This window comes from Streptomyces sp. VNUA24, from assembly GCF_029167005.1.
Classification (GTDB): Bacteria; Actinomycetota; Actinomycetes; order Streptomycetales; family Streptomycetaceae; genus Streptomyces; species Streptomyces scabiei.
On sequence record NZ_CP119143.1, the window covers coordinates 7,330,528 to 7,356,035 of the forward strand.

The following is a 25,508-nucleotide window of genomic DNA, read 5'->3' on the forward strand; positions in this document are numbered from 1 at the left end:
GCGCCGTGCACGTCCGCACGGCCGCCCGACGGCCACGAGACGACAAAAAGCCTCCAACGGACGACGAAAAGCCTCCGGCCCGGTCGAGGGAGTCCCTCGACCGGGCCGGAGGCCGTTGGAGCGGGCGACGGGAATCGAACCCGCGTAGCTAGTTTGGAAGACTAGGGCTCTACCATTGAGCTACGCCCGCACAGCTCGCGCCGCAGGTCGGGTGACCGCGGCACAGAAGGCATCGTAGCGGGTCCGGCGCCGCCGCCGCACACCCCTTCCCGGCCGCGTCCGTCGTCGTGCGCCGTCGCACGCGCCCGCGCACTGGCTTAATGCGGCAACCCCATGGCCTGCGGGCATGTACCCTACGTGTCGCACCAGACGGGGTGTGGCGCAGCTTGGTAGCGCGTCCGCTTTGGGAGCGGAAGGCCGTGGGTTCAAATCCCGCCACCCCGACCACCGCGCCGGCAGGCGTCGCCCGCCACCGGCAAGATCGCCTTTTGGGGCGTGTACCGCCTGCGGTTACTATGCAAGCTGCGCGCCCGTGTGTCTGCACTCTCACGTCTCTCAAGGGCCGCTAATCCGCTGAAGCCCCGCCGCACCGGCGGGGGACGTCAGCAGAACCCCAAGAAGTCAGCCCCCAAGGAGACCGAACCGTGAAGAGCGCCGTGGAGACCCTGAACCCGACCCGGGTTCGGCTCAGCATCGAGGTGCCCTTCGAGGAGCTCAAGGACAGCCTCGACGCGGCGTACAAGAAGATCAACCAGCAGGTCACGGTGAAGGGCTTCCGCAAGGGCAAGATCCCGGCCCGCGTCATCGACCAGCGGTTCGGCCGCGGTGCGGTGCTGGAGGAGGCGGTCAACGACGCGCTCCCGAAGTTCTACACGGACGCGGTCAACGAGGCCGAGCTCAACGTGCTGGGCCAGCCCGAGGTCGACATCACCGAGCTGAAGGACGGCGAGACGCTGAACTTCACCGCCGAGGTCGACGTCCGCCCGGCCATCGAGATCCCGGACTACTCCGGCATCGAGGTCGAGGTCGACGCCGTCGAGGTCACCGAGGAGGACGTCGACAAGGCGGTCGAGCAGCTGCGCGAGCGCTTCGCCTCCACCTCCCCGGTCGAGCGTGCCGCCGAGGACGGCGACGTCGTGACGCTCGACCTGCAGGCCAAGGTCGACGGCGAGGTCCTGGAGGACGGCGTCGCCGAGGGTGTCTCCTACACCATCGGCTCCGGCGAGCTGCTGGACGGCATCGACGACGCCGTGAAGGGCCTGGAGGCCGGTGGCGAGGCCACCTTCGCCTCCGAGCTCAAGGGCGGCTCGGCGGCCGGCAAGGAGGCCGAGGTGACCGTCAAGGTCTCCCAGGTCGCCGCCCGTGAACTCCCCGCCCTGGACGACGAGTTCGCCCAGCTCGCCTCTGAGTTCGACACCCTCGAGGAGCTGCGCGCGGACAGCCGCAAGCGCCTGGAGAACATGAAGCAGTACGACCAGGCCACCCAGGCCCAGGAGCGCGTCCTCGAGAAGCTCCTGGAGATCGTCGAGGTGCCCGTCCCCGAGAAGCTGCTCGAGGACGAGATCAACACCCGCAAGCACAACCTGGAGCACCACCAGCTCGGCCAGATGGGCCTGGACCTGGAGAAGTACCTGGAGATCCAGGGCAAGACGGTCGAGGAGTTCGACGCCGAGACCAAGGAAGCGGCCGTAAAGGGCATCAAGACCCAGTTCGTCCTCGACGAGCTGGTCTCCAAGGAGAAGCTGAACGTCAACCAGGAGGAGCTCACCGAGCACCTCATGCGCCGCGCGGCCTCCTCCGGCATGTCCCCGGACCAGTTCGCCCAGGCCGTCGTCCAGAACAACCAGGTCCAGCTCCTCGTGGGCGAGGTCGCCCGCGGCAAGGCCCTGGCCCTGGTCGTCGAGTCCGCCACGGTGAAGGACACCAACGGCGAGGTCGTCGACCTGGACGACGACGAGGACGAGACGGAGGCCGAGGGCTCCGCCGAGGCCACCGAGGAGACCCCGGCCGCCGCCGAGGCCGAGGAGAAGGCCCCCGAGGCCTGATCGCTCCGCGAACAGCACATGCTGGCTTGAGACGGGCCCCCGGATCATTCGTGACCCGGGGGCCCGTCGGCCTACCCAGGGGCGCGGGGAACTGCGCGAGCAACCACGTACGAGCCGCACTCGCCATTTCGCAGACGGTGGCAGACGCGTCTGCGGCTTGTAGGGGGCTGGTCGCGCAGTTCCCCGCGCCCCTTCGGCGTCCTGGGGCGACCAGTCACCCCCGCCCGGCCGGCGCAGCACATGCGCTGACAGCGAACAGTTCCCTTTGCGGGATTCACCGGCGCAGCCACCGCGTTAGGGTCCATGAAGACGAGGGCTGGGCTGTCGGCTAACGGCCCGGTCCCCGGAAGGGAAACGTGAAGACGGCCCGGCGCCGTCGTAAGACGAGCAGGTGGATACGTGACGAATCTGATGCCCTCAGCCGCCGGCGAGCCTTCCATCGGTGGTGGCCTCGGCGACCAGGTCTACAACCGGCTGCTCAACGAGCGGATCATCTTCCTCGGCCAGCCGGTCGACGACGACATTGCCAACAAGATCACCGCACAGCTGCTGCTCCTTGCCGCGGACCCCGACAAGGACATCTACCTCTACATCAACAGCCCCGGCGGCTCCATCACGGCCGGTATGGCGATCTACGACACGATGCAGTTCATCAAGAACGACGTCGTGACCATCGCCATGGGTCTCGCGGCGTCGATGGGCCAGTTCCTGCTGAGCGCGGGCACCCCCGGCAAGCGCTTCGCGCTGCCGAACGCCGAGATCCTGATCCACCAGCCCTCCGCCGGCCTGGCCGGTTCGGCCTCGGACATCAAGATCCACGCCGAGCGGCTGCTGCACACCAAGAAGCGCATGGCGGAGCTCACCTCCCAGCACACGGGTCAGACCGTCGAGCAGGTGACCCGTGACTCGGACCGCGACCGCTGGTTCGACGCCTTCGAGGCCAAGGAGTACGGCCTCATCGACGACGTGATCCCCACGGCCGCCGGCATGCCGGGCGGCGGCGGCACCGGGGCCGGGCAGTAGTGGCGGCACCCGCCGCCACCCTCGCCCCCGCGAAGCCCCCAGCCGACCGCCTCAGCCCTTCTCAGGCTCCCAGGAGACCACAGTGAACGACTTCCCCGGCAGCGGCCTCTACGACAGCGCACGCTCCCAGTACTCGGGCCCGACGGCCGAGTCCCGTTACGTCATCCCGCGCTTCGTCGAGCGCACCTCGCAGGGCATCCGCGAGTACGACCCGTACGCGAAGCTCTTCGAGGAGCGGGTGATCTTCCTCGGGGTGCAGATCGACGACGCCTCCGCCAACGACGTCATGGCGCAGCTGCTGTGCCTGGAGTCGATGGACCCCGACCGGGACATCTCCGTCTACATCAACAGCCCCGGCGGCTCCTTCACGGCGCTCACCGCGATCTACGACACGATGCAGTTCGTGAAGCCCGACATCCAGACGGTCTGCATGGGCCAGGCGGCCTCCGCCGCCGCGATCCTGCTCGCCGCCGGTACGCCGGGCAAGCGCATGGCGCTGCCGAACGCCCGCGTCCTGATCCACCAGCCGTACAGCGAGACGGGCCGCGGTCAGGTCTCCGACCTGGAGATCGCCGCCAACGAGATCCTCCGGATGCGTGGCCAGCTGGAGGACATGCTGGCCAAGCACTCCACCACGCCGATCGAGAAGATCCGCGAGGACATCGAGCGCGACAAGATCCTCACGGCCGAGGACGCGCTCGCGTACGGCCTGGTCGACCAGATCATCTCCACGCGCAAGATGAACAACAACAGCGTCCGCTGACCGCGAAAAGGATGTATCGTCTGCCGCCCCTTGGCATGGTTGGCACCGTTTGACCCAGTGCACGACAAGGTGCACGTCAAAGCGAACCGTGCCAAGGGGGGCCCGAACGGGGGGCCCGGCAAGGTACCGTCGACATAAGGCAGCACCAGGAGCCGCTGGAATCCAATGGTCCAGTCGACTCCCAGGCGAAGGGGAAGCACACCGTGGCACGCATCGGTGACGGCGGCGATCTGCTCAAGTGCTCGTTCTGCGGCAAGAGCCAGAAGCAGGTCAAGAAGCTCATCGCAGGGCCCGGTGTGTACATCTGCGACGAGTGCATCGACCTCTGCAACGAGATCATCGAGGAAGAGCTCGCGGAGACCAGTGAGGTCCGCTGGGAGGAACTCCCGAAGCCGCGCGAGATCTACGAGTTCCTCGAGGGCTACGTGGTGGGCCAGGAGGCGGCCAAGAAGGCGCTCTCCGTGGCGGTGTACAACCACTACAAGCGCGTCCAGGCCGGTGAGAACGGCGGCGGCCAAAGCCGCGAGGACGCCATCGAGTTGGCGAAGTCCAACATCCTGCTGCTGGGCCCCACGGGCTCGGGCAAGACCCTCCTCGCGCAGACCCTCGCGCGCATGCTGAACGTCCCGTTCGCGATCGCGGACGCGACGGCGCTGACGGAGGCGGGGTACGTCGGCGAGGACGTCGAGAACATCCTGCTGAAGCTCATCCAGGCGGCCGACTACGACGTCAAGAAGGCCGAGACCGGGATCATCTACATCGACGAGATCGACAAGGTCGCGCGGAAGAGTGAAAACCCCTCCATCACGCGCGACGTGTCGGGCGAGGGCGTCCAGCAGGCCCTGTTGAAGATCCTGGAGGGCACCACGGCGTCGGTCCCGCCGCAGGGCGGCCGCAAGCACCCGCACCAGGAGTTCATCCAGATCGACACGACGAACGTGCTGTTCATCGTGGGCGGTGCCTTCTCCGGCCTGGAGAAGATCATCGAATCCCGGGCCGGGGCCAAGGGCATCGGTTTCGGCGCGACGATCCGCTCCAAGCGCGAGCTGGAGTCCAAGGACCAGTTCGAGGCCGTCATGCCGGAGGACCTGGTCAAGTTCGGCATGATCCCGGAGTTCATCGGCCGTCTGCCCGTCATCACCTCGGTCCACAACCTGGACCGCGAGGCACTGCTCCAGATCCTCATCGAGCCGCGCAACGCGCTGGTGAAGCAGTACCAGCGCCTGTTCGAACTCGACGGCGTGGAGCTGGACTTCGAGCGCGAGGCCCTCGAAGCCATCGCCGACCAGGCCATCCTCCGCCAGACCGGCGCGCGCGGCCTGCGCGCCATCATGGAGGAGGTCCTGATGTCGGTCATGTACGAGGTCCCGTCCCGCAAGGACGTCGCCCGAGTCGTCATCACAGCAGACGTGGTCCGCTCCAACGTCAACCCGACCCTGATCCCGAGGGACGCACGCGGACGGGGCCCGGGGGAGCAGAAGACGGCGTAACCGCCGGGCACTTACCGACAAGAGCACCCGACAAGAGCACCCGACAAGAGTCGGGTGCTCTTTTCAGTCAGTCATCAACCAGATCAGGCTGGGTGCATCCGCAGACTCTAGTGTCATGAGCGCCTCAAGTGATCTTCTGGTGATGCCCCGGGACCGACCACTCCGGGGCGGTGAAGGAAGGATCATGACGATGAAGGTAAGACGCTTCCTGGCGGCCCTGGGCGTGGCCGCAGCGGCGGGGATAGTGCCGGTCGCGGCAGCAGGCACGGCGCACGCTGATGCGTTCGACTGCGTCGAGTACCTCAAGGACAAGGGGTACAGGGTGGGTCCGGTGGTGACCAGCGCGTGCGGTTACCACAGCGTCATCGGATTCCATCCCGTGTGCATAGTCAAGCTGCAGGACGTCGGTGTGAGGCCCGGACACGCCAACAGGGCATGCACGTTGGCCTGAGCCGGCCTGCTTGCGGCTGAGGCCGGAAGCAACGGAGGGGCACCCCGGGTCGGGTGCCCCTCGTCACGTGCGAGGGATGTCAGACCGCGACGCGAACTTCCTTGCGGAGCTTGGCGGCGGTCTCGGCGGCCTCGTTCGGATCGGTCGACTTGCCGGCCGCGAGGTCCGAGTACTCCATGGGCATCACGAAACCAAGAGTGCTGTGGTCGCCCCACACGCAGTAGACCAGGTTCATCTCGCTCGGTCCGCCGCTTGTCGTCTCGCTCTCGCCCAGCTTCCCCTTCGCCTTCTGGCACTTCATGATGGCGCCGTCGAGCGAGTCCGGCGTGTACTCCTCGGCCTCGCCGACGAAGGTGATGTCGTTCTTCTCGGCTTCTTCCTTCTGCATGGCGAGGAAGCTGTCGACCGCCTTCTCCGGGTCCTCGATCTCGCCGTAGACGCCGCCGTACGTGATCGCCTTCCCGGCCAGGGGGTTGCTCTCGTCCCCCGACTGGTAGTTGGCGCTGACATCCTTGGGGTTCTTGATGCCGAAAGCCTCGGCCTTCTTCAACTCCTCGGTGGTCATCTCGTCGCCGGAGCCGCTGCCCTTCTTGTAGTCCCCCAGAACAGTCGCCGGCGTGGTCAGCTTGTGCGGACCGTCGTCCGCGATGTCCGCTCCGCCGCCCGAGCCGAGGACGAAGTACGCGCCCACCGCCACCGCCGCCACCACGGCGACCGCGCCCAGGATGATGCCGACCTTCTTGCCGCCGCCGCCCGAGGGGACCGGCGGCTGGGGCACGGTGGGGTACGGCTGCTGGCCGTACGGGGCCTGGGGCTGGCCGTACGGCGGGGTCTGGGGCGGAACGCCCTGGGGGGCCTGCTGGGGGTACCCGTAACCCGGCTGCGCCGGCGGCGCCTGCTGGGGGTAGCCGTAGCCGGGCTGGGGGGCGGCCTGCGGCGGCTGCTGGCCGTAGGGGCCCGGCTGACCGTACGGTCCGGGCTGCTGGGGCTGCCCGCCGTACGGGCCCGGCTGGTTGTAACTCATGTTCTGGGTTCCCCTCCAGATGCTTATGTGTTCCTGACATCCTGGCGCAATCTCGACGGGCCCCACGCACCGGGGGCCACACCGTTACGGAAGAATCGAGTTTCGGGACCACCCCGTGACACCCCTAAACTGGGCGGGTGACCGAGAACGCTCATCAGCAGCCTCCAGCGCCCGCCACCGATCTGCCGACCCAGTACGCGCCGGCCGATGTAGAGGGGGCGCTGTACGAGCGCTGGGTAGAGCGTGGTTACTTCGCGGCCGACGCCAAGAGCGACAAGCCCGCGTACACCATCGTCATCCCGCCGCCGAACGTCACCGGCAGCCTGCACCTCGGGCACGCCTTCCAGCACACCCTCATGGACGCCCTGACCAGGCGTAAGCGCATGCAGGGGTACGAGTCGCTGTGGCTCCCCGGCATGGACCACGCCGGCATCGCCACCCAGAACAAGGTCGAGCAGCAGCTCGCCGAAGAGGGCAAGTCCCGCCACGACTTGGGACGCGAGGAGTTCGTCGAGCGCGTCTGGCAGTGGAAGGAGGAGTACGGCGGCAAGATCCTCGGCCAGATGCGCCGCCTCGGCGACGGCGTCGACTGGGACCGCGAGCGGTTCACCATGGACGAGGGCCTGTCCAAGGCCGTCCAGACCATCTTCAAGCGGCTCTACGACGACGAGTTGATCTACCGCGCCGAGCGCATCATCAACTGGTGTCCCCGCTGTCTCACCGCGATCTCCGACATCGAGGTCGAGCACCAGGAGGACGCCGGCGAACTGGTCTCCATCCGCTACGGCGAGGGCGAGGACAGCCTCGTCGTCGCCACCACGCGCGCGGAGACGATGCTCGGCGACACCGCCGTCGCCGTCCACCCGGACGACGAGCGGTACCGGCACCTCATCGGCAAGCTCATCAAGCTGCCGCTCACCGACCGCTCCATCCCGGTCGTCGCCGACACCCACGTCGACCCGGAGTTCGGCACCGGCGCGGTCAAGGTGACCCCGGCGCACGACCCGAACGACTTCGCCATCGGCCAGCGCCACGACCTGCCCTCCATGACGATCATGGACGAGCACGGCGTCATCACCGTCCACGGCCCCTTCCTCGGCCAGGACCGCTTCGAGGCCCGCTCCGCCGTCGTCGGCGCGCTGCGCTCGCAGGGCCGGATCGTCGCCGAGAAGCGCCCGTACACCCACTCCGTCGGCCACTGCTCGCGCTGCAAGACCACGGTCGAGCCGCGTCTGTCCATGCAGTGGTGGGTCAAGGTCGGCCCCCTGGCCAAGGCGGCCGGCGACGCGGTCCGCGACGGCCGGGTCAAGATCCACCCCGAGGACATGTCGAAGCGCTACTTCGACTGGGTCGACAACATGTACGACTGGTGCATCTCGCGCCAGCTGTGGTGGGGCCACCGCATCCCCGTCTGGTACGGCCCGGACGGCGAGACGGTCTGCGTCGGCCCCGACGAGCAGCCGCCCGGCACGGAGGCCGAGGGCTGGACCCAGGACACCGATGTCCTGGACACCTGGTTCTCCTCCGGCCTGTGGCCGTTCTCCACGCTCGGCTGGCCCGAACAGACCGAGGACCTGCGGAAGTTCTACTCCACCGACGTCCTGCTCACCGGCCACGACATCATCTTCTTCTGGGTCGCCCGGATGATGATGTTCGGCCTCTACGCGATGGACGGAGAGGTCCCCTTCAAGACCATCGCGCTGACCGGCCTGGTCCGCGACGAGCGCGGCAAGAAGATGTCGAAGTCCTTCGGCAACGTCGTCGACCCGCTCGACTGGATGGACAAGTACGGCTCCGACGCGCTCCGCTTCACCCTCGCGCGCGGCGCCAACCCGGGCACCGACGTCCCGATCGGCGAGGACTGGGTCCAGGCCTCCCGCAACTTCGCCAACAAGATCTGGAACGCCACCCGCTTCGCCCTGATGAACGGCGCGACGGTCGAGGGCCCGCTGCCGGAGGCGTCGAAGCTCTCGGCGACCGACCGCTGGATCCTCGCCCGTCTGAACGAGACGGTCGAGCAGGTCGACGCGTACTACGAGGACTTCCAGTTCGCCAAGCTCAGCGACGCCCTGTTCCACTTCGCGTGGGACGAGGTCTTCGACTGGTACGTCGAGCTGTCCAAGACGACGTTCCAGGCGGGCGGCGAGCCGGCCGAGGTCAGCAAGCGCGTCCTGGGCGAGGTCCTGGACGTCACGCTGCGCCTGCTCCACCCGGTCGTCCCGTTCGTCACGGACACCCTGTGGACCACGCTGACCGGCGGCGAGTCCCTGGTCATCGCCGACTGGCCCAAGGACAGTGGCTTCCGCGACGACGCCGCCGAGCGCGAGATCGAGCTGGTCCAGCAGGTCGTCACCGAGGTCCGCCGCTTCCGCGCCGACCAGGGCCTCCAGCCCGGCCAGCGCGTCCCGGCCCGCCTCACGCTCGACGGTACGGTCCTCGCCCCGCACGAGGCCGCGATCCGTCAGCTGCTGCGCCTCCAGCCCGAGGGCGAGGGCTTCTCGGCCACCGCGACCCTGCCGGTGGCGGGCGCCGAGGTCGCGCTCGACCTCTCCGGCGTCATCGACGTCGCCGCCGAGCGCAAGCGCCTGGCCAAGGACCTTGCCGCGGCGGAGAAGGAGAAGGCCCAGGCCACGGCCAAGCTCGGCAACGAGGCGTTCCTCGCGAAGGCCCCCGATCAGGTGGTCGACAAGATCCGCGGCCGCCTCGCCAAGGCGGACGAGGACATCGCCCGCATCGCCGCCCAGCTGGACCGGCTGCCGCAGGCGTAGCCCGCCTCGTTGGTCGGCGGAAGCCCTCGGTGCCCTCCTGGCACCGAGGGCTTCCGCCGACCGTGCCCCGTAAGGGGCGCGGGGAACTGCGCGAGGAACCACCCACCACCCGCAGTCGCCCTACAGCGGGTACCCCCGAGCTCTCAGGCGCCCGGTCCGTAGACTGGGCCCCGTGAGCGAACGCAGTGACACGCAGCCCGACCCGATCGACCCGTTCGAGGAGATCATCGCCGCGGAGACCGACCGGGATCCGGACCTCGCGGTGATCGAGGCCGGCAGTCGCACCCTGCGTGCCCAGGGCGGCGCCGCGCAGGCCGACGTACCGGCCCGCCCCGCCGACCCGGCCGTCGACAAGGCGCTGCGCGCGGTCGAGACGGAACTGGCCGGCCGCTGGGGCGAGACCAAGCTGGAGCCCTCGGTCACCCGGATCGCCGCGCTGATGGACGTCCTGGGCGAGCCCCAGCGCTCGTACCCCTCCGTCCACATCACCGGCACCAACGGCAAGACCTCCACCGCCCGCATGATCGAGGCCCTCCTCGGCGCCTTCGAGCTGCGCACCGGCCGGTACACCTCCCCGCACGTCCAGTCGATTACCGAACGCATCAGCCTGGACGGCGCCCCGATCTCCGCCGAGCGCTTCGTCGAGACGTACGAGGACATCAAGCCGTACATCGAGATGGTCGACGCGGCGCAGGAGTACCGGCTCTCCTTCTTCGAGGTGCTGACCGGCATGGCGTACGCCGCCTTCGCGGACGCGCCCGTGGACGTGGCGGTCGTCGAGGTCGGCATGGGTGGCACCTGGGACGCCACCAACGTCATCGACGGGGACGTGGCCGTGGTCACCCCCATCGACCTCGACCACACCGACCGGCTGGGGACGACACCCGCCGAGATCGCCGTGGAGAAGTCCGGGATCGTCAAGCAGGACGCGACCGTGATCCTGGCGCAGCAGCCGGTGGACGCGGCGCAGGTGATGCTGAAGAAGGCCGTGGAGGTCGACGCGACGGTGGCCCGGGAGGGCCTGGAGTTCGGTGTCGTGGCGCGGCAGGTCGCGGTCGGCGGGCAGATGCTCACCCTGCGCGGGCTCGGCGGCGAGTACCCCGAGGTCTATCTCCCGCTGCACGGCCCGTACCAGGCGCACAACGCGGCCGTGGCCCTCGCCGCGGTCGAGGCGTTCTTCGGCGTCGGCTCGCAGCGTCCCGAGCCGCTCGACATCGACACGGTCCGCAAGGCGTTCGCGGCGGTGTCGTCCCCGGGCCGGCTGGAGGTCGTACGCCGGTCCCCGACCGTCGTCCTCGACGCGGCCCACAACCCGGCGGGCGCACGGGCCACGGCCGAGGCGGTCGGAGAGGCGTTCGACTTCAGCCGGCTCATCGGTGTGGTCGGCGCCAGCGGCGACAAGAACGTCCGGGGGCTCCTGGAGGCCTTCGAGCCGATCTTCGCCGAGGTCGTGATCACGCAGAACTCCAGCCACCGGGCGATGGACGCCGACGAGCTGGCCGCGATCGCGGTCGAGGTGTTCGGGGAGGAGCGGGTGCAGGTCGAGCCGCGGCTGCCCGACGCCCTGGAGGCGGCGATCACGCTCGCCGAGGAGGAGGGCGAGTTCACGGGCGGTGGCGTCCTCGTCACCGGTTCCGTCATCACCGTCGGCGAGGCCCGGCTGCTGCTGGGGAAGGGCTGAGTTCCACGACATGCGTACTCTCTGTGCTTCGACCCTGATCGGCGAGTTCTTCGTGATCGGCTTCGCGGGTCTGGTCGCCATGAAGGATCCGGCCCTGACCATGTCGACGGTCTGGACGGTCAGCGGCATCGCCATGTTCCTGTGCGTCGTGCTCTGCGGCCTCGTCACCCGGCCCGGCGGCGTCCAGCTCGGCTGGGCCCTGCAGATCGCGCTGATCCTCTCCGGTTTCGTCGTCCCGACCATGTTCTTCATGGGCGCGGTCTTCGCCGCCCTCTGGTGGGCCTCGGTCCACTTCGGGCGGAAGGTCGACGAGGCGAAGGCCCGGTTCGCGGCCCAGACGTCCGCCGAGGCCGGAGCCTCCTAGGTGTATTGATCACGAGCGTTGTTAACGCGGGTCGGTCTTGATCGTGGCGAAGGCCTCCGTGTGTGGTGGAGGTGTCGAATCTTCACCGCACGGAGGCCTTCGTGTCCCACCGTAATGCCCGCCTGACCGTTCACGGCAGGCGGCTGCTGGTCGAGCGTGTCAGTTCCGGCCGTCCGGTCGCGCATGTCGCGGCAGAGATGGGTATCTCGCGTCCCACAGCCCACAAGTGGATCCGGCGCTGGCGGTCCGAGGGCGAACAGGGGCTGCACGACCGCTCCAGCCTCCCCCGGACGACACCACACCGCACCGCGGCGGCCGTGGAGGCCCGGGTGTGCCGGCTGCGCCAGACCCGCAAACTCGGCCCCGCCCGCATCGGCCCGATCCTGGGCCTGCCCGCCTCGACCGTGCACCGCATCCTGGTCCGCCACGGCCTGAACCGTCTGGCCCACCTGGACCGGCCGACCGGTCAGGTCATCCGCCGCTACGAACGCGACCGGCCCGGCGAACTCGTCCACGTCGACGTCAAGAAGCTCGGCCGGATCCCCGACGGCGGCGGCCACAAGGTGCTGGGCCGCCAGGCCGGCCGGGCCCGGCGCAGCGGCATGGGCTTCGACTACGTCCACTCCGCCGTCGACGACCACTCCCGCCTGGCCTACAGCGAGATCCACGGCGACGAGAAGGCCGCGACCTGCGCGGCCTTCCTGCGCCGGGCCGCCGCCTTCTTCGCCGCCGCGGGTATCGAGCGCATCGAGCGGGTGCTGACCGACAACGCCTGGCCCTACCGCAAGAGCTTCGCCTGGCAGGAGGCCCTGGCCGACCTCGGCGCGACCGGCAAGCTCACCCGCGCCTACCGGCCGCAGACCAATGGCAAGGTCGAACGCTTCAACCGCACCCTGCTCGACGAGTGGGCCTACCTGCGGCCCTACACCAGCAACACCGAACGCACCGCAGCCCTGGCAGACTTCCTCCACACCTACAACCACCACCGCTGCCACACCGCACTCGGCGGCCAGCCACCCATCACCCGCGTCAACAACCCTGCGGGTCAATACACCTAGGGCCTGGGCCCCGGCGCCCCTCCCTGGCCGCGGCGGGCGCGGCCAGGACGGGCGGCCTGGCCTTCCTGACGCTGCGTGACACCGGGCCGGACGCGCCCTGTAGCCTCTGAGCTCCGCACCCGTGTGAATTGAAGGAGTCACCACCGTGAGCCAGCGCACCCTCGTCCTGCTCAAGCCCGACGCCGTCCGGCGTGGCCTGACCGGCGAGATCATCAGCCGTATCGAGCGGAAGGCCGGCTGGCAGATCACCGCGCTGGAGCAGCGGACCCTGGACCAGGACACGCTGGAGCAGCACTACGGCGAGCACAAGGGCAAGCCGTTCTACGAGCCGCTCGTCGCGTTCATGTCCTCCGGGCCGGTCGTCGCGCTGATCGTCGAGGGTGAGCGGGTCATCGAAGGGGTGCGGGCGCTGGCCGGCCCGACCGACCCGATCGCCGCGCAGCCCGGCTCCATCCGTGGCGACTTCGGCGTGATCGTGCGCGAGAACCTGATCCACGCCTCGGACTCCGAGGAGTCCGCCGAGCGCGAGGTGAAGATCTTCTTCCCCGGGCGCGCGTAGCGACATGCCCGACGGCGGGGGCCGGTGATCAGTCCCGTCCCCGCCGCCCTTACCCTGCTGGTGACACTCGGCCACCACCCATCCGGCCTACCCCTGTTGACCAGCCGACCCGTGCAATTCCGGCCGTACAACGGCATACGCGCGGCGATCGGGGGAACGCGCACCCCCGATGGATCGTCTCCAGAGGCGAGGCGGCGCATCGCATGCCCACAATGGCGAAGACCCTCGCGCAGTGTTCGTGCGGGCGAGACTACGATGTAAGCCTTCACGTCACAGCACCCACTTCGCCGACCCGAAAAGCCTGAAAAGCTCTCAAAAGCCGTCAGTGCTCCACTGGGGAAGGCCACACGAATCCTGATGGGGAACTCAATGTCGTTCATCGGCCGTGACATGGCTGTCGACCTCGGGACCGCCAACACGCTGGTGTACGTCAGGGGTCGCGGGATCGTACTGAACGAGCCGTCCGTCGTCGCGATCAACACCAACACCGGTGGAATTCTCGCGGTCGGCGCGGAGGCCAAGAAGATGATCGGGCGGACGCCGGGCAACATCGTTGCCGTACGTCCGCTGAAGGACGGTGTCATCGCCGACTTCGAGATCACCGAGCGGATGCTCCGCTACTTCATCCTGAAGATCCACAAGCGGCGGTATCTCGCCCGTCCCCGGGTCGTCGTCTGCGTGCCGTCCGGCATCACCGGTGTCGAGCGCCGCGCCGTGATCGAGGCGTCCTCCCAGGCGGGCGCCCGTCAGGTGCACATCATCGAGGAGCCCATGGCCGCGGCCATCGGCTCCGCCCTGCCGGTCCACGAGGCCACGGGCAACATGGTGGTGGACATCGGCGGCGGCACCACGGAGGTCGCGGTCATCTCCCTCGGCGGCATCGTCACCGCCCAGTCCATCCGCGTCGCGGGCGACGAGCTGGACAACGCGATCATCCAGCACATCAAGAAGGAGTACTCGCTCCTCCTCGGTGAGCGGACGGCCGAACAGATCAAGATCACGATCGGTTCGGCGTACGACCTCGACGCTGACGAACACACCGAAATTCGCGGCCGGGACCTGGTGTCCGGGCTGCCCAAGACCGTCGTCATCTCCGCCGCGGAAGTGCGGAAGGCGATCGAGGAACCCGTCAACGCCATCGTCGATGCCGTCAAGACGACCCTCGACAAGTGCCCGCCGGAACTCTCCGGCGACATCATGGACCGCGGCATCGTCCTGACCGGCGGCGGCGCCCTGCTCCGCGGGCTCGACGAGCGGCTGCGCCGGGAGACCGGAATGCCGATCCACATCGCCGAGGACCCGCTGGACAGCGTGGCGCTCGGCTCCGGCAAGTGCGTCGAGGAGTTCGAGGCTCTGCAGCAGGTTCTCGACGCCCAGCCCCGCAGATGAGGTAACACTTCGATTCCGCCGTACGGGACGTTCTCTTCTCGTGCGGCGGATCGTTGATATCGAGGCATAAGCTCCGACAAAGCGCCCCTGTCGTTCCCGTCCCGGGATTCCCAGGGGCTACCCGAATTCCCCCATTCCTGTCGAATTCCTATGAGGAAGGCACGGCCGCCGCACGTGAGGGACACACGAGAGAGCCGGCTGCTCCTGGTGCTGCTGATCGCCGTCGCGTTCGCGCTGATCACGGTCGACATCCGCGGCGGGGAGGACTCACCGGTCGACGGTGCCCGACGTGGAGCCGCCGCCGTCTTCGGCCCGATCGAGGACGGCGTGTCGACCGCCGTGGACCCCATCGGCAACGCCATAAGCGCTGTCCGTGACTCGGGCTCCCGCCACGACCGCCTCGCCGCGCTGGAGAAGGAGAACGCCGAACTGAAGGCGTCCCTCGGCAGCGACGACCGCAACCGCAGCCGGAGCAAGCAGCTCGACAAGATCCTCAAGACGGCCGCGAACGGCCGCTACGGCATCAAGGGCGCCGAGGTCATCGCCATAGGAGCGGCCCAGGGCTTCTCCTGGACCGTCACCATCGACATCGGCCGCGACGACGGCATCACCCGCGACATGACCGTCCTCAACGGCGACGGGCTCGTCGGCCGCGTCACCACCGTCGGCCCGAACACCTCGACCGTGCTCCTCGCCAACGACCCCGACTTCACCGTCGGCACCCGTATGGAGGCGACCGACGAACTCGGTTTCGCCTCCGGCCAGGGCGACCGTCCCCTGCGCGTCGAACTCCTCAACGGCAAGGCCAAGGTGAAGGCGGGCGACCGCCTCGTCACCTTCGGCTCGCAGGCCGACAAGCCCTTCGTCCCGGGCGTCCCGGTCGGCCTCGTCTCCCGCGTCGACCCCTCCGGCGGCGACCTCACCCGCACGATCTACGTCAAGCCGTTCGTCTCCTTCACCCAGCTCGACATCGTCGGCGTCGTCGTCCAGCCGCCCCGCAAGGACCCGCGCGACACCGTCCTGCCGAACCGGCCGAAGGCCACGCCCACCCCGACCGTGACGGTGACGGTCACCCCCGGCGCGGACGAACTCGCCGAAGGCGCCGACGGACAGCCGCAAGAGCAGTAGACGTAGGACAGTAGGAGCTGACCCCCTGATGCGCTTCAACCGGATGCTGCTCTCCACGACCCTGGTGATCGTCGCCCTGGTGATCCAGGTGAGCGTCCTCGCCAGACTCCACCTCCCGGGCGCCGTACCGGACCTGGTACTCCTCACCGTGCTCGGCCTCGCCCTGGTCTACGGCCACGTCGGCGGCGCCCTCATCGGCTTCGGCGCCGGACTGCTCTCCGACCTCGCGCCCCCCGCCGACCACGCGGCCGGACGGTACGCCCTGGTCCTCTGCGTCATCGGCTACCTCGCCGGGCTGGCGAAGCCGGAGACGGGCCGGCTGAAGTCGGCGACCGGCCCCATGGCCGTGGTCGTCGTGGCCGCCCTCGGCGCGACCCTGCTGTACGCCGGTGTCGGCGCCCTCGTCGGCGACGACGCCGCCCGCCACGTCGGCCTGCCCAGCCTGCTGTTCACCGCCGCGCTCTACGACCTGTTGCTCGCGCCCTTCGTCGTCCCCGGCGTCATGGCACTGGCCCGGCGCGCCGACAACGACCCGCTCGCGGAGACCGGCAGCTCCGCCAAGACCTCCGACGTCGCCTCCGGCTGGCTCTCCTCCGGCACGGGACTGCGCATCGGCAGACAGCGCGGCGGACTGCGCATCAAGGCCGCACGCTCACGAATGGCCAGGGCGGGACGCATCAAGGGGGTCAAGCGGCTGTGAGGGCGGGGCAAGGGAATTCGGGAACCGATCACAGCCGAGCGGTGTACCCCATGTACCGGCACTCCGCGTACCGGCACACCGCGCACGGCCCGCACACGCACTGAGAGGGGGAGACAGGCAGTGACCAACATCCCGGAGACCGGGCGGACCCCACGGGTCCAGATCCGGCTCGTCATCATCCAGATCCTCGTCTTCTCCCTCCTCGGCACTCTCGGCGGCCGCCTCTGGTACCTCCAGATCCGCGAGGGCGACGCCTACGCCAAGGAGGCGTCCGGCAACCACGTCCAGCAGGTCGTCCAGCCCGCCGTGCGCGGCTCGATCCTGGACGCCCGGGGCGTGCCGATCGCCGACAACGAGACCCGGCTCGTCGTCTCCGCCTCCCGCACCGACCTGCTGAAGATGGACGACGACGGCAAGGCCGTCCTCACCAAGCTGGCCGGCGTCCTGGACATGAAGCCCCAGGACGTCATGGACAAGGTCCGCCTCTGCGACTCCGAGACGCCCCAGCCCTGCTGGAACGGCTCGCCCTACCAGCCGATCCCCATCACCGACGAGGCCACCGCCAAGCAGGCCCTGCAGATCCGCGAGCGCTCCGAGGACTTCCCCGGCATCACCGCCGAACCCCAGGCCGTCCGCCGGTACGCCAGCCCCGGCGGCTCCAGGACCTCGCAGGTGCTCGGCTATCTCTCGCCGGTCACCGACGAGGAGATCACCAAGGCCCAGGACACCGACTCGCCCTATCTGCGCTCCGACCAGGTCGGCCGCTCCGGCCTGGAGCGGCAGTACGACAAGGAGCTGCGCGGCAAGGCCGGCGTCACCCGCTACGAGGTCGACAACCTCGGCCGCGTCATCGGTGAGGCCGAGGCGGACCCGGCCCAGCCCGGGGCCAACCTGGTGACCAGCGTCGACGCCCGCGTGCAGCGCATCGCCGAGTACGAACTCAACGAGGCGATGAAGGAGGCCCGCAAGCAGAACGACCGCAACACGGGCACCAACTACAAGGCCGACTCCGGCGCCGTCGTCGTGATGGAGGCCAAGACCGGCCGCGTCGTCGCCATGGCCTCCAACCCGGACTACGACCCGAACGCCTGGGTCGGCGGCATCTCCGCCAAGGACTACGCCAGGCTCACCGGCAAGAAGTCCAACTACCCGCTGCTGAACCGCGCGATCCAGGGCCAGTCGGCCCCGGGCTCCATCTTCAAGCCGATCCCGACCGCCGCCGCGGTGAACGCCGGCTACTCCTTCAACGGCCCCTACGAGTGCTCCAGTTCGTACTCGATCGGCGGCCAGGTCTTCAAGAACTTCGAGTCCAGGGGATACGGCGGCATCAGCCTCGGCAAGGCCCTGGAGGTCTCCTGCGACACCGTCTTCTACCGCCTCGCCCACGAGGAGTGGAAGCGCGACGGAGGCATCAAGCCCAAGAAGGGCGCCAAGAACTGGTTCTACAAGACCGCCCACCAGTTCGGCCTCGGCGCGGAGACCGGCATCGACCTGCCCAACGAGGTCACCGGCCGCATCCCGGACCGCAAGTGGAAGCTGGACTACTGGAAGGCCAACAAGGACGCCTGGTGCAAGTACGGCAAGAAGGGCGGCACGTACGCCGAGCAGATCGCGTACGAGAACTGCCTGGAAGGCAACCGGATGCGCGCCGGTGACTCCGTCAACTACTCCATCGGCCAGGGCGACACCCTCGTCACCCCCATCCAGATGGCCACCATCTACGCGGCCATCTCCAACGGCGGCACCCTCTACGACCCCACCGTCGGCAAGGCAGTCATCAGCGCCGACGGCAAGAACGTGCGGGAGATCGCTCCCAAGTCGCACGGCAGGCTGCCGATGACGAAGAAGACGCACGACGAGATAGACGAAGCCCTCGAAGGAGTCGCGACCCGAGGTACGGCCGCCTGGCGCTTCCAGGGGTGGCCGCAGGACAAGATCCCCATGCACGCCAAGACCGGTACGGCCGAGGTCTACGGCAAGCAGACGACGTCCTGGTTCGCCACGTACACCAAGGACTACGCGATCGTCATGACGATCTCCCAGGGTGGTACGGGTTCCGGCGCCTCGGCCCCCGCCGTGCGCAAGCTCTACAACGCGCTGTACGGCGTCTCCGAGGACGGCAAGATCAACAAGAAGAACGCGTTGCTGCCCACCCCGCAGAAGGGCCTGCCGAAGATCGAGTCCGACGGCTCGATCGACAGCCCGAAGCTGGGCACCTACCCGCCGAAGAAGACGGAGAAGGACGCCGAGGACGGCACCCAGACCGTCGCCGCCGGCCCCCTCACCGCCGGACCCGTCGCTGGGCCCGCCGCCCGGCCGGTGTCCTTCGACGGCCCCCCGGCGATCGTCGGCACGCGCGGCGGCAGCGGCAACCGGGCGGCGCGACGACGTCGACGCCGACCGGCGACGGCGAATCCCGGCACCCTCGGCCGAGCGTTCACGCGGAGGACGTCCCCATGACCGGCAACAGCTTCTCCGTCTCCGGGTACGGGCCCGAGCGCTCCGGCTGGACCCGGCTGTTCGCCCGCGACTCGCTCGCCCGCCGGCTCGACTGGCCGATACTGTTCTCGGCCATCGCGCTCTCCCTGATCGGCGCCGCCCTCGTCTACTCGGCGACGCGCAACCGCACCGAACTCAACCAGGGCGATCCGTACTACTTCCTCCTGCGGCACCTGCTCAACACCGGCATCGGCTTCGCCCTGATGATCGGCACGGTCTGGCTCGGCCACCGCACCCTGCGCACGGCCGTCCCCGTCCTGTACGGCCTCTCGGTCCTGCTGATCCTGCTGGTGCTGACCCCGCTGGGCGCGACGATCAACGGCGCCCACGCCTGGATCGTCATCGGTGGCGGCTTCTCGCTCCAGCCCTCCGAGTTCGTGAAGATCACGATCATCCTGGGCATGGCGATGCTGCTGGCGGCCCGGGTGGACGCGGGCGACAAACCCCATCCCGACCACCGCACGGTCGTACAGGCCCTCGGCCTCGCCGCCGTACCGATACTGATCGTGCTGCTGATGCCCGACCTCGGCTCGGTCATGGTCATGGTGGTCATCGTCCTCGGCGTCCTGCTCACCTCCGGCGCGTCCAACCGCTGGGTCCTCGGCCTCATCGGCACCGGCGCCATGGGTGCGATCGCCGTCTGGCAGCTCGGGGTGCTCGACGAGTACCAGATCAACCGCTTCGCGGCCTTCGCCAACCCCGAGCTGGACCCGGCCGGCGTCGGCTACAACACCAACCAGGCCCGCATCGCCATCGGCTCCGGCGGACTGCTCGGCACGGGGCTGTTCAAGGGCTCGCAGACCACCGGACAGTTCGTGCCCGAGCAGCAGACCGACTTCGTCTTCACGGTGGCGGGGGAGGAACTGGGATTCGTGGGCGCCGGACTGATCATCCTGCTGCTCGGTGTCGTCCTGTGGCGGGCCTGCCGTATCGCCCGCGAGACGACCGAGCTGTACGGCACGATCGTCGCCGGCGGCATCATCGCCTGGTTCGCCTTCCAGTCCTTCGAGAACATCGGTATGACCCTCGGCATCATGCCGGTGGCGGGACTGCCCCTGCCCTTCGTGTCGTACGGCGGATCGTCGATGTTCGCGGTGTGGGTGGCAGTGGGGCTGCTGCAGTCCATCCGGGTGGAGCGGCCGATGTCCGCATAGGGCCCAGCACCGGCCTCGGGCCCCGCACCGGCTTCGGGCCCCGCACCGCCCTCGGGGCAGGCTTCCGATCTCCCTCGGCAGCGCGGTGGTCTGCCCCTTCGCCCGAAGGCGTACTAGATTCATTTCATGGCGGACACCAAGCGTGAGATCGAGCGGAAGTACGAGTCCGACGAGAGCGGCCTGCCCGATCTCACCGGTGTGGCCGGGGTCGCGACGGTCGTCGACAAGGGTGTGGCGGAGCTGGACGCCGTCTACTACGACACCCCGGACGAGCGCCTGGCCGCCGCCGCCATCACCCTGCGGCGCCGCACGGGCGGCAGCGACGCGGGCTGGCATCTGAAGCTCCCCGTCTCCGCAGGGGTACGCGACGAGATCCGGGCCCCGCTGTCCGACACGCTGCCGGACGAACTCGCGGGGCTCGTGCGTTCCCGGGTCCGGGGAGCCGACCTGGTCCCGCTGGTCCGCCTTCTCTCCACGCGCGACGTCAGCGAGCTGCTCGACGCGGACGGCACCCTGCTCGCCGAGGTCAGCGTCGACGCCGTGGTCGCCGAGCGGCTCACCGAGGACGGCCGGACCGCCCAGTGGTCCGAGATCGAGGTCGAACTCGCCGACGACGGCGACCCGGCCTTCCTCGACAAGGTCGAGAAGAAGCTGCGCAAGGCGGGTGTCCGGCCGTCGGACTCGCCCTCCAAGCTGGCCAGGGCGCTGCGGGAGACGGCCCCCAAAGGCAAGAAGGGGAAGAAGAAGGACCAGAAGAAGGACGGGAAGAAGGCCGAGGCGGCGGTTCCGGGGGAGCCCGTCACCCCCGGGGACCACGTCCTCGCCTACATCCGGGTCCAGCGCGACGCGATCGTCGAGCTCGACCCCGCCGTCCGCCGGGACGTCTTCGACTCCGTCCACAGCATGCGGGTCGCCACGCGCCGGCTGCGCAGCACCTTCAAGTCGTTCGGGAAGGTGCTCGACCGGACCGTCACGGACCCGATCGGCGAGGAGCTGAAGTGGCTCGCGGGGGAGCTGGGAGTCGACCGTGACCGGGAGGTCCTGACGGAACGGCTCACCGAGGCACTGGACGCCCTTCCCGAGACTCTGGTGACCGGCCCGGTCCACGCACGGCTGCGCGCCTGGTCGCAGAAGGACGGCCACACGGGCCCCCGGCGCGAGCTGATCGACGCGCTGGACGGACCGCGGTACCTGGCCCTGCTGACCTCCCTGGACGCCGTGCTCGCTGACCCGCCGCTGCTCGCGGCGGCCGAGGGCGACGCCGAGAAGGTGATCACCAAGGCGGTCCGCAAGGACGTCGGCAAGGTGGCGGCGCTGGTGGAGGAGGCCCTGGCGCAGCCGCCCGGAGCGGACCGGGACCTCGCCATGCACGAGGCCCGCAAGAAGACCAAGCGCACCCGGTACGCGGCCGAGGCGGCGCAGCCGCTGCTGGGCAAGCCGGCCAAGGCCCTGGTCAAGGACATGAAGTCCCTGCAGAGCCTCCTGGGCGACCACCAGGACAGCGTGATGGCCCGCGAGGCCCTGCGCGACCTCGCCCACCAGGCCCATGCGGCACCGGGGGAGAGCGCCTTCACGTACGGGGTGCTGTACGGCAGGGAGGAACGCCGGGCGGAGCGGGCGGAGGAGGCGCTGCCGTCGACCTGGGCGGAGATCCGCGACGGCCTGCCCTTCTAGACGGCGCCCGCCCCACCGGGCGGCCGGGCCGCCGGAGCCCGGGCGTGCGAGGGGTGTCTCCGGGGGCGTTACGCTAGATGGTCACCCCCCGTCCGCTCACGAAGGTAACCTCCGCGATGTCTGTCGAGTCGGTCTTCCCACAGCTAGAGGCCCTGCTGCCGCATGTGCAGAAGCCGATCCAGTACGTGGGCGGTGAGCTCAACTCCACCGTCAAGCCCTGGGAGTCCGCGGACGTCCGCTGGGCGCTCATGTACCCGGACGCGTACGAGGTCGGGCTGCCCAACCAGGGCGTCATGATCCTCTACGAGGTCCTGAACGAGCGCGAGGGCGTCCTGGCCGAGCGCACGTACAGCGTCTGGCCCGACCTGGAGGCGCTGATGCGGGAGCACGGCGTCCCGCAGTTCACCGTCGACAGCCACCGCCCGGTGAGGGCCTTCGACGTGTTCGGCCTGTCCTTCTCCACGGAGCTGGGCTACACGAACATGCTGACCGCGCTGGACCTGGCCGGCATCCCCCTGGAGGCCAAGGACCGCACGGTCGACGACCCGATCGTCCTGGCCGGCGGCCACGCGGCCTTCAACCCCGAGCCGATCGCCGAGTTCATCGACGCGGCGATCATCGGCGACGGCGAGCAGGCCGTGCTCGACATGACCGAGATCATCCGCGTATGGAAGGCGGAGGGCCGGCCCGGCGGGCGCGAAGAGGTCCTCTTCCGTCTCGCGAAGACGGGATCGGTGTACATCCCGGCGTTCTACGACGTGGAGTACCTGCCCGACGGCCGCATCGGCCGCGTCGTGCCGAACAGGTCCGGCGTTCCGTGGCGGGTGTCCAAGCACACCGTCATGGACCTGGACGAGTGGCCGTACCCCAAGCAGCCCCTGGTCCCGCTCGCCGAGACGGTCCACGAGCGCATGTCGGTGGAGATCTTCCGCGGCTGCACCCGCGGCTGCCGTTTCTGCCAGGCGGGCATGATCACCCGTCCGGTCCGCGAGCGTTCCATCACGGGCATCGGCGAGATGGTCGACAAGGGCCTCAAGGCGACCGGCTTCGAGGAGGTCGGCCTGCTCTCCCTCTCCTCCGCCGACCACAGCGAGATCGGCGACATCGCCAAGGGCCTCGCCGACCGGTACGAGGAGGACAAGATCGGCCTGTCCCTCCCGTCGACCCGCGTGGACGCCTTCAACGTGGACCTGGCGAACGAACTGACGCGCAACGGCCGCCGCTCCGGACTCACCTTCGCCCCCGAGGGCGGCTCCGAGCGCATGCGCAAGGTCATCAACAAGATGGTCTCGGAGGAGGACCTGATCCGGACGGTCTCCACGGCGTACGGCAACGGCTGGCGCCAGGTGAAGCTGTACTTCATGTGCGGCCTGCCGACGGAGACGGACGAGGACGTCCTCCAGATCGCCGACATGGCGACCCGCGTCATCCAGAAGGGCCGCGAGGTCTCCGGTTCGAACGACATCCGCTGCACGGTCTCGATCGGCGGGTTCGTCCCCAAGCCGCACACCCCGTTCCAGTGGGCGCCGCAGCTCTCCGCCGAGGAGACGGACGCACGGCTCGAAAAGCTCCGGGACAAGATCCGCGGCGACAAGAAGTACGGCCGCTCCATCGGCTTCCGCTACCACGACGGCAAGCCGGGCATCGTCGAGGGCCTGCTGTCCCGCGGCGACCGTCGCATCGGCGCCGTCATCCGCGCGGTCTACGAGGACGGCGGCCGCTTCGACGGCTGGCGCGAGCACTTCTCCTACGACCGCTGGATGGCCTGCGCGGAGAAGACACTCCCGGACTTCGGCGTCGACGTCGACTGGTACACCACGCGCGAGCGCACCTACGAGGAGGTCCTCCCCTGGGACCACCTGGACTCGGGCCTCGACAAGGACTGGCTCTGGGAGGACTGGCAGGACGCCCTCGACGAGACCGAGGTCGAGGACTGCCGCTGGACCCCGTGCTTCGACTGCGGCGTCTGCCCGCAGATGGACACGTCCATCCAGATCGGCCCGACGGGCAAGAAGCTGCTGCCGCTGACCGTCAAGCAGCCGGTGGGGAGTGGGCAGCACAGCCACTGAGTGTCCGCGGCCCCGCGTGGGGGCGGGGAGCCGGGTGTGAGGGGTGTCCGGAGGTCGGGTCGGCCGATCTCCGGGCACCCCTGTTCGTGTGCTATCGGCCTGTCACGCGGGGTGTGACGGTGGAGCCGCCGTTGATGATGCTCTCCGAGGGCTGGAGTTCGACCCTGAACCAGGGGCGCGGGTTGCCCTGGGCGTCGTCGCAGTTCAGGGTGGCGTGCGGTGCCGTGTCGACGGGCACGCAGGTGGTCTCCCAGATCTGGCCCACGGTGGTGACGACGTTGAACTTGACGAGGCCCTTGTCGGCGCCCGTGTGCTCGCCCTTGTCCTGACCCTTGTCGCCGCCGTGGTCCTTGCCGGTGCCGGAGCCGTGGTCCTTGCCCGTGTCCGTGCCGTGGTTCTGGCCGGTGCCCTGGGTGTACTCCTTGCCGGTGTCGTGACCGGTGGCCTGGGCGCTGGCCTGGCCCGCGTTCTGGGCGTGGCCCTGGCCCGTGTTCTGGTACTGACCCGTGTTCTGGGCATGGCCCTGGCCCTGTTCGTGGCTCTGGCCCGTGCCCTGGCCGTGCCCCGTGCTCGTGCCCTGGCCGTGGCCGCTGCCGGAGCCGTGGTCCTTGCCGGTGTCCGTGCCGTGGTCCTTGCCCGTCTCCTTCTGTCCGTGTCCGGAGGAGGAGTGGGTGTTGACGGAGACACCGCAGGCGTAGCCGACCTGGCGGCCCTGTGAATCACGGCCGCCCGAGGGGAAGTTGGGGTGGGTGCTGAGGTCGGTCCACAGGAACGGGTGGGCGGTGGCGCCCTTCAGGTCGCGGATGCCGGCGAAGACCCGTCCCTTGGTCAGTACGACCCGGAATTCGAGCTTCTTCGAGTCCTGCACCGCGTCGATGTCCGAGCAGGGGCCGGCGGGGCCGGTGGCCCCGGTCGTTCCCGCGGCGCCCGTGGCACCCGTGGAGCCGGTCGTGCCGGTGGCGCCCGTTGCTCCGGTGGCCCCCGTGGCTCCGGTCACTCCCGCTCCTGTGGCCCCCGTGGCACCCGTCGCTCCGGTGGCCCCCGTGGCTCCGGTGGCTCCCGCTCCGGTGGGGCCGGTGGGCCCGGTGGGTCCTGCGATGCCGGTGGCGCCCGTCGGTCCGGTGGGCCCGGCGACACCGTCCGCTCCCGTCGGCCCGGTCGCGCCCGTGAGGCCGTCCGCCCCCGTGGGGCCGGTCGGACCCGTGGCGCCGGCCTCGCCGGTGTCGCCCTGAGGCCCGGTCTCCCCTCGGGGTCCGGTGTCGCCCCGGGGGCCGGTCTCACCTCTCGGGCCCGTGGCGCCGGTCGCTCCTGGGGGGCCGGTCTGACCGCCGGGACCTTCCTCGCAGTGGTCGTCGTCGTTGCCACCGCGAGCCGCGATGCGCTCGTGGTCCTCCTCGTCGTACCAGTCGGACGCCGAGGAGTCGTGGTCGTCCTGCTGCCCGCCGTGCTCGTCGTGGTGCTCCTGGTCGTCGGAGGGCGGGCATTCCTCGTCCTCGGACCTCGTCACGGAGGAGTGCTCGGACATGTTCCGCGTGGTGGCGACGGCGGGGGCGGCCAGACCGGCTGTCACTACCAGCGCGAGCGAGGCGAAGGTGCTGACCTTGGTGATCCTGTCGCGGGCCAGCGGGCCTATCAGTGAGATCGTCCTGCGCTCAGGACTCATCTATGT

General features: G+C 69.4%; 19 protein-coding genes and 2 tRNA genes. 18 read left to right on the forward strand and 3 right to left on the reverse strand.

Features of this window, described 5'->3' with window-relative positions; genetic code table 11:
• Positions 1-116: 116 nt before the first annotated feature.
• A tRNA-Gly gene (locus PYR72_RS31405) sits at positions 117-190 on the reverse strand.
• A 180-nt stretch (positions 191-370) separates the two neighbouring features.
• Between PYR72_RS31405 and PYR72_RS31410 the strand changes: the two genes are divergently transcribed.
• The 6 genes from PYR72_RS31410 to PYR72_RS31435 all read left to right on the forward strand — a co-directional run bounded on the left by PYR72_RS31410 (position 371) and on the right by PYR72_RS31435 (position 5,772).
• Positions 371-447, forward strand: a tRNA-Pro gene (locus PYR72_RS31410).
• A gap of 197 nt (positions 448-644) precedes the next feature.
• A complete protein-coding gene (gene tig, locus PYR72_RS31415; protein ID WP_210551364.1) occupies positions 645-2,045 on the forward strand; it encodes a trigger factor in 1,401 nt (466 codons plus the stop codon).
• A gap of 411 nt (positions 2,046-2,456) precedes the next feature.
• Positions 2,457-3,068, forward strand: coding sequence for an ATP-dependent Clp protease proteolytic subunit (locus PYR72_RS31420; protein WP_037729632.1), 612 nt, complete (start codon positions 2,457-2,459; stop codon positions 3,066-3,068).
• An 82-nt stretch (positions 3,069-3,150) separates the two neighbouring features.
• On the forward strand, positions 3,151-3,831 hold the full coding sequence (locus PYR72_RS31425; protein ID WP_275458404.1) for an ATP-dependent Clp protease proteolytic subunit: 681 nt from the start codon (positions 3,151-3,153) through the stop codon (positions 3,829-3,831).
• Positions 3,832-4,034: 203 nt separating this feature from the next.
• The gene (clpX, locus tag PYR72_RS31430) at positions 4,035-5,321 is read left to right on the forward strand and encodes an ATP-dependent Clp protease ATP-binding subunit ClpX (protein WP_013003579.1); all 1,287 of its coding nucleotides are present in this window, start codon (positions 4,035-4,037) and stop codon (positions 5,319-5,321) included.
• A 184-nt stretch (positions 5,322-5,505) separates the two neighbouring features.
• Positions 5,506-5,772 (forward strand): hypothetical protein, encoded by a 267-nt coding sequence (locus PYR72_RS31435; protein ID WP_275458405.1) that lies wholly within the window; start codon positions 5,506-5,508, stop codon positions 5,770-5,772.
• Positions 5,773-5,851: 79 nt separating this feature from the next.
• On the opposite strand, the gene PYR72_RS31440 is transcribed toward PYR72_RS31435, so the two are convergent.
• Positions 5,852-6,796, reverse strand: coding sequence for a hypothetical protein (locus PYR72_RS31440; protein ID WP_275458406.1), 945 nt, complete (start codon positions 6,794-6,796; stop codon positions 5,852-5,854).
• 137 nt (positions 6,797-6,933) lie between these two features.
• On the opposite strand from PYR72_RS31440, the gene PYR72_RS31445 reads away from it, so the two are divergent.
• From PYR72_RS31445 to PYR72_RS31500, 12 genes are all read left to right on the forward strand, one after another.
• Positions 6,934-9,564, forward strand: coding sequence for a valine--tRNA ligase (locus tag PYR72_RS31445; protein WP_275458407.1), 2,631 nt, complete (start codon positions 6,934-6,936; stop codon positions 9,562-9,564).
• A gap of 172 nt (positions 9,565-9,736) precedes the next feature.
• The gene (locus tag PYR72_RS31450) at positions 9,737-11,245 is read left to right on the forward strand and encodes a folylpolyglutamate synthase/dihydrofolate synthase family protein (RefSeq protein WP_275458408.1); all 1,509 of its coding nucleotides are present in this window, start codon (positions 9,737-9,739) and stop codon (positions 11,243-11,245) included.
• Positions 11,246-11,255: 10 nt separating this feature from the next.
• Positions 11,256-11,609, forward strand: a complete 354-nt coding sequence (locus PYR72_RS31455) for a DUF4233 domain-containing protein (protein WP_275458409.1) — start codon at positions 11,256-11,258, stop codon at positions 11,607-11,609.
• Positions 11,610-11,710: 101 nt separating this feature from the next.
• Positions 11,711-12,667, forward strand: coding sequence for an IS481 family transposase (locus tag PYR72_RS31460; RefSeq protein ID WP_275458399.1), 957 nt, complete (start codon positions 11,711-11,713; stop codon positions 12,665-12,667).
• Between the two features lie 145 nt (positions 12,668-12,812).
• Complete coding sequence (ndk, locus tag PYR72_RS31465) at positions 12,813-13,226, forward strand: nucleoside-diphosphate kinase (RefSeq protein ID WP_013003585.1); 414 nt, start codon at positions 12,813-12,815, stop codon at positions 13,224-13,226.
• A gap of 369 nt (positions 13,227-13,595) precedes the next feature.
• Positions 13,596-14,615 carry a rod shape-determining protein gene (locus PYR72_RS31470; protein ID WP_275458410.1) on the forward strand — a complete coding sequence of 340 codons (1,020 nt, stop codon included), beginning with the start codon at positions 13,596-13,598 and terminating at the stop codon, positions 14,613-14,615.
• 174 nt (positions 14,616-14,789) lie between these two features.
• A complete protein-coding gene (gene mreC / locus PYR72_RS31475) occupies positions 14,790-15,743 on the forward strand; it encodes a rod shape-determining protein MreC (protein WP_275458411.1) in 954 nt (317 codons plus the stop codon).
• Positions 15,744-15,771: 28 nt separating this feature from the next.
• On the forward strand, positions 15,772-16,443 hold the full coding sequence (mreD, locus tag PYR72_RS31480) for a rod shape-determining protein MreD (protein WP_275458412.1): 672 nt from the start codon (positions 15,772-15,774) through the stop codon (positions 16,441-16,443).
• A gap of 120 nt (positions 16,444-16,563) precedes the next feature.
• Positions 16,564-18,903 (forward strand): penicillin-binding protein 2, encoded by a 2,340-nt coding sequence (mrdA, locus tag PYR72_RS31485; protein ID WP_275458413.1) that lies wholly within the window; start codon positions 16,564-16,566, stop codon positions 18,901-18,903.
• On the forward strand, positions 18,900-20,096 hold the full coding sequence (gene rodA / locus PYR72_RS31490) for a rod shape-determining protein RodA (protein WP_275458414.1): 1,197 nt from the start codon (positions 18,900-18,902) through the stop codon (positions 20,094-20,096). Before mrdA ends, rodA begins: the two co-directional genes overlap by 4 nt.
• 126 nt (positions 20,097-20,222) lie before the next feature.
• Complete coding sequence (locus PYR72_RS31495; RefSeq protein WP_275458415.1) at positions 20,223-21,770, forward strand: CYTH and CHAD domain-containing protein; 1,548 nt, start codon at positions 20,223-20,225, stop codon at positions 21,768-21,770.
• Between the two features lie 116 nt (positions 21,771-21,886).
• Positions 21,887-23,839 (forward strand): TIGR03960 family B12-binding radical SAM protein, encoded by a 1,953-nt coding sequence (locus PYR72_RS31500; RefSeq protein ID WP_275458416.1) that lies wholly within the window; start codon positions 21,887-21,889, stop codon positions 23,837-23,839.
• 91 nt (positions 23,840-23,930) lie between these two features.
• Here the strand turns inward: PYR72_RS31500 and PYR72_RS31505 are convergent, their stop codons facing one another.
• The gene (locus PYR72_RS31505; protein ID WP_275458417.1) at positions 23,931-25,502 is read right to left on the reverse strand and encodes a collagen-like protein; all 1,572 of its coding nucleotides are present in this window, start codon (positions 25,500-25,502) and stop codon (positions 23,931-23,933) included.
• Between the last annotated feature and the right edge of the window lie 6 nt (positions 25,503-25,508).

What these genes read in the sequence shown, in the direction of transcription:
- PYR72_RS31455 (WP_275458409.1), top strand. Translation starts at nt 11,256, where the DNA reads ATGCGTACTCTCTGTGCTTCGACCCTGATCGGCGAGTTCTTCGTGATC.
- rodA (WP_275458414.1), top strand. Translation starts at nt 18,900, where the DNA reads ATGACCGGCAACAGCTTCTCCGTCTCCGGGTACGGGCCCGAGCGCTCC.
- mreD (WP_275458412.1), top strand. Translation starts at nt 15,772, where the DNA reads ATGCGCTTCAACCGGATGCTGCTCTCCACGACCCTGGTGATCGTCGCC.
- PYR72_RS31495 (WP_275458415.1), top strand. Translation starts at nt 20,223, where the DNA reads ATGGCGGACACCAAGCGTGAGATCGAGCGGAAGTACGAGTCCGACGAG.
- PYR72_RS31470 (WP_275458410.1), top strand. Translation starts at nt 13,596, where the DNA reads ATGTCGTTCATCGGCCGTGACATGGCTGTCGACCTCGGGACCGCCAAC.
- PYR72_RS31420 (WP_037729632.1), top strand. Translation starts at nt 2,457, where the DNA reads ATGCCCTCAGCCGCCGGCGAGCCTTCCATCGGTGGTGGCCTCGGCGAC.
- PYR72_RS31435 (WP_275458405.1), top strand. Translation starts at nt 5,506, where the DNA reads ATGACGATGAAGGTAAGACGCTTCCTGGCGGCCCTGGGCGTGGCCGCA.
- PYR72_RS31440 (WP_275458406.1), bottom strand. Translation starts at nt 6,796, where the DNA reads ATGAGTTACAACCAGCCGGGCCCGTACGGCGGGCAGCCCCAGCAGCCC.
- PYR72_RS31500 (WP_275458416.1), top strand. Translation starts at nt 21,887, where the DNA reads ATGTCTGTCGAGTCGGTCTTCCCACAGCTAGAGGCCCTGCTGCCGCAT.
- PYR72_RS31505 (WP_275458417.1), bottom strand. Translation starts at nt 25,502, where the DNA reads ATGAGTCCTGAGCGCAGGACGATCTCACTGATAGGCCCGCTGGCCCGC.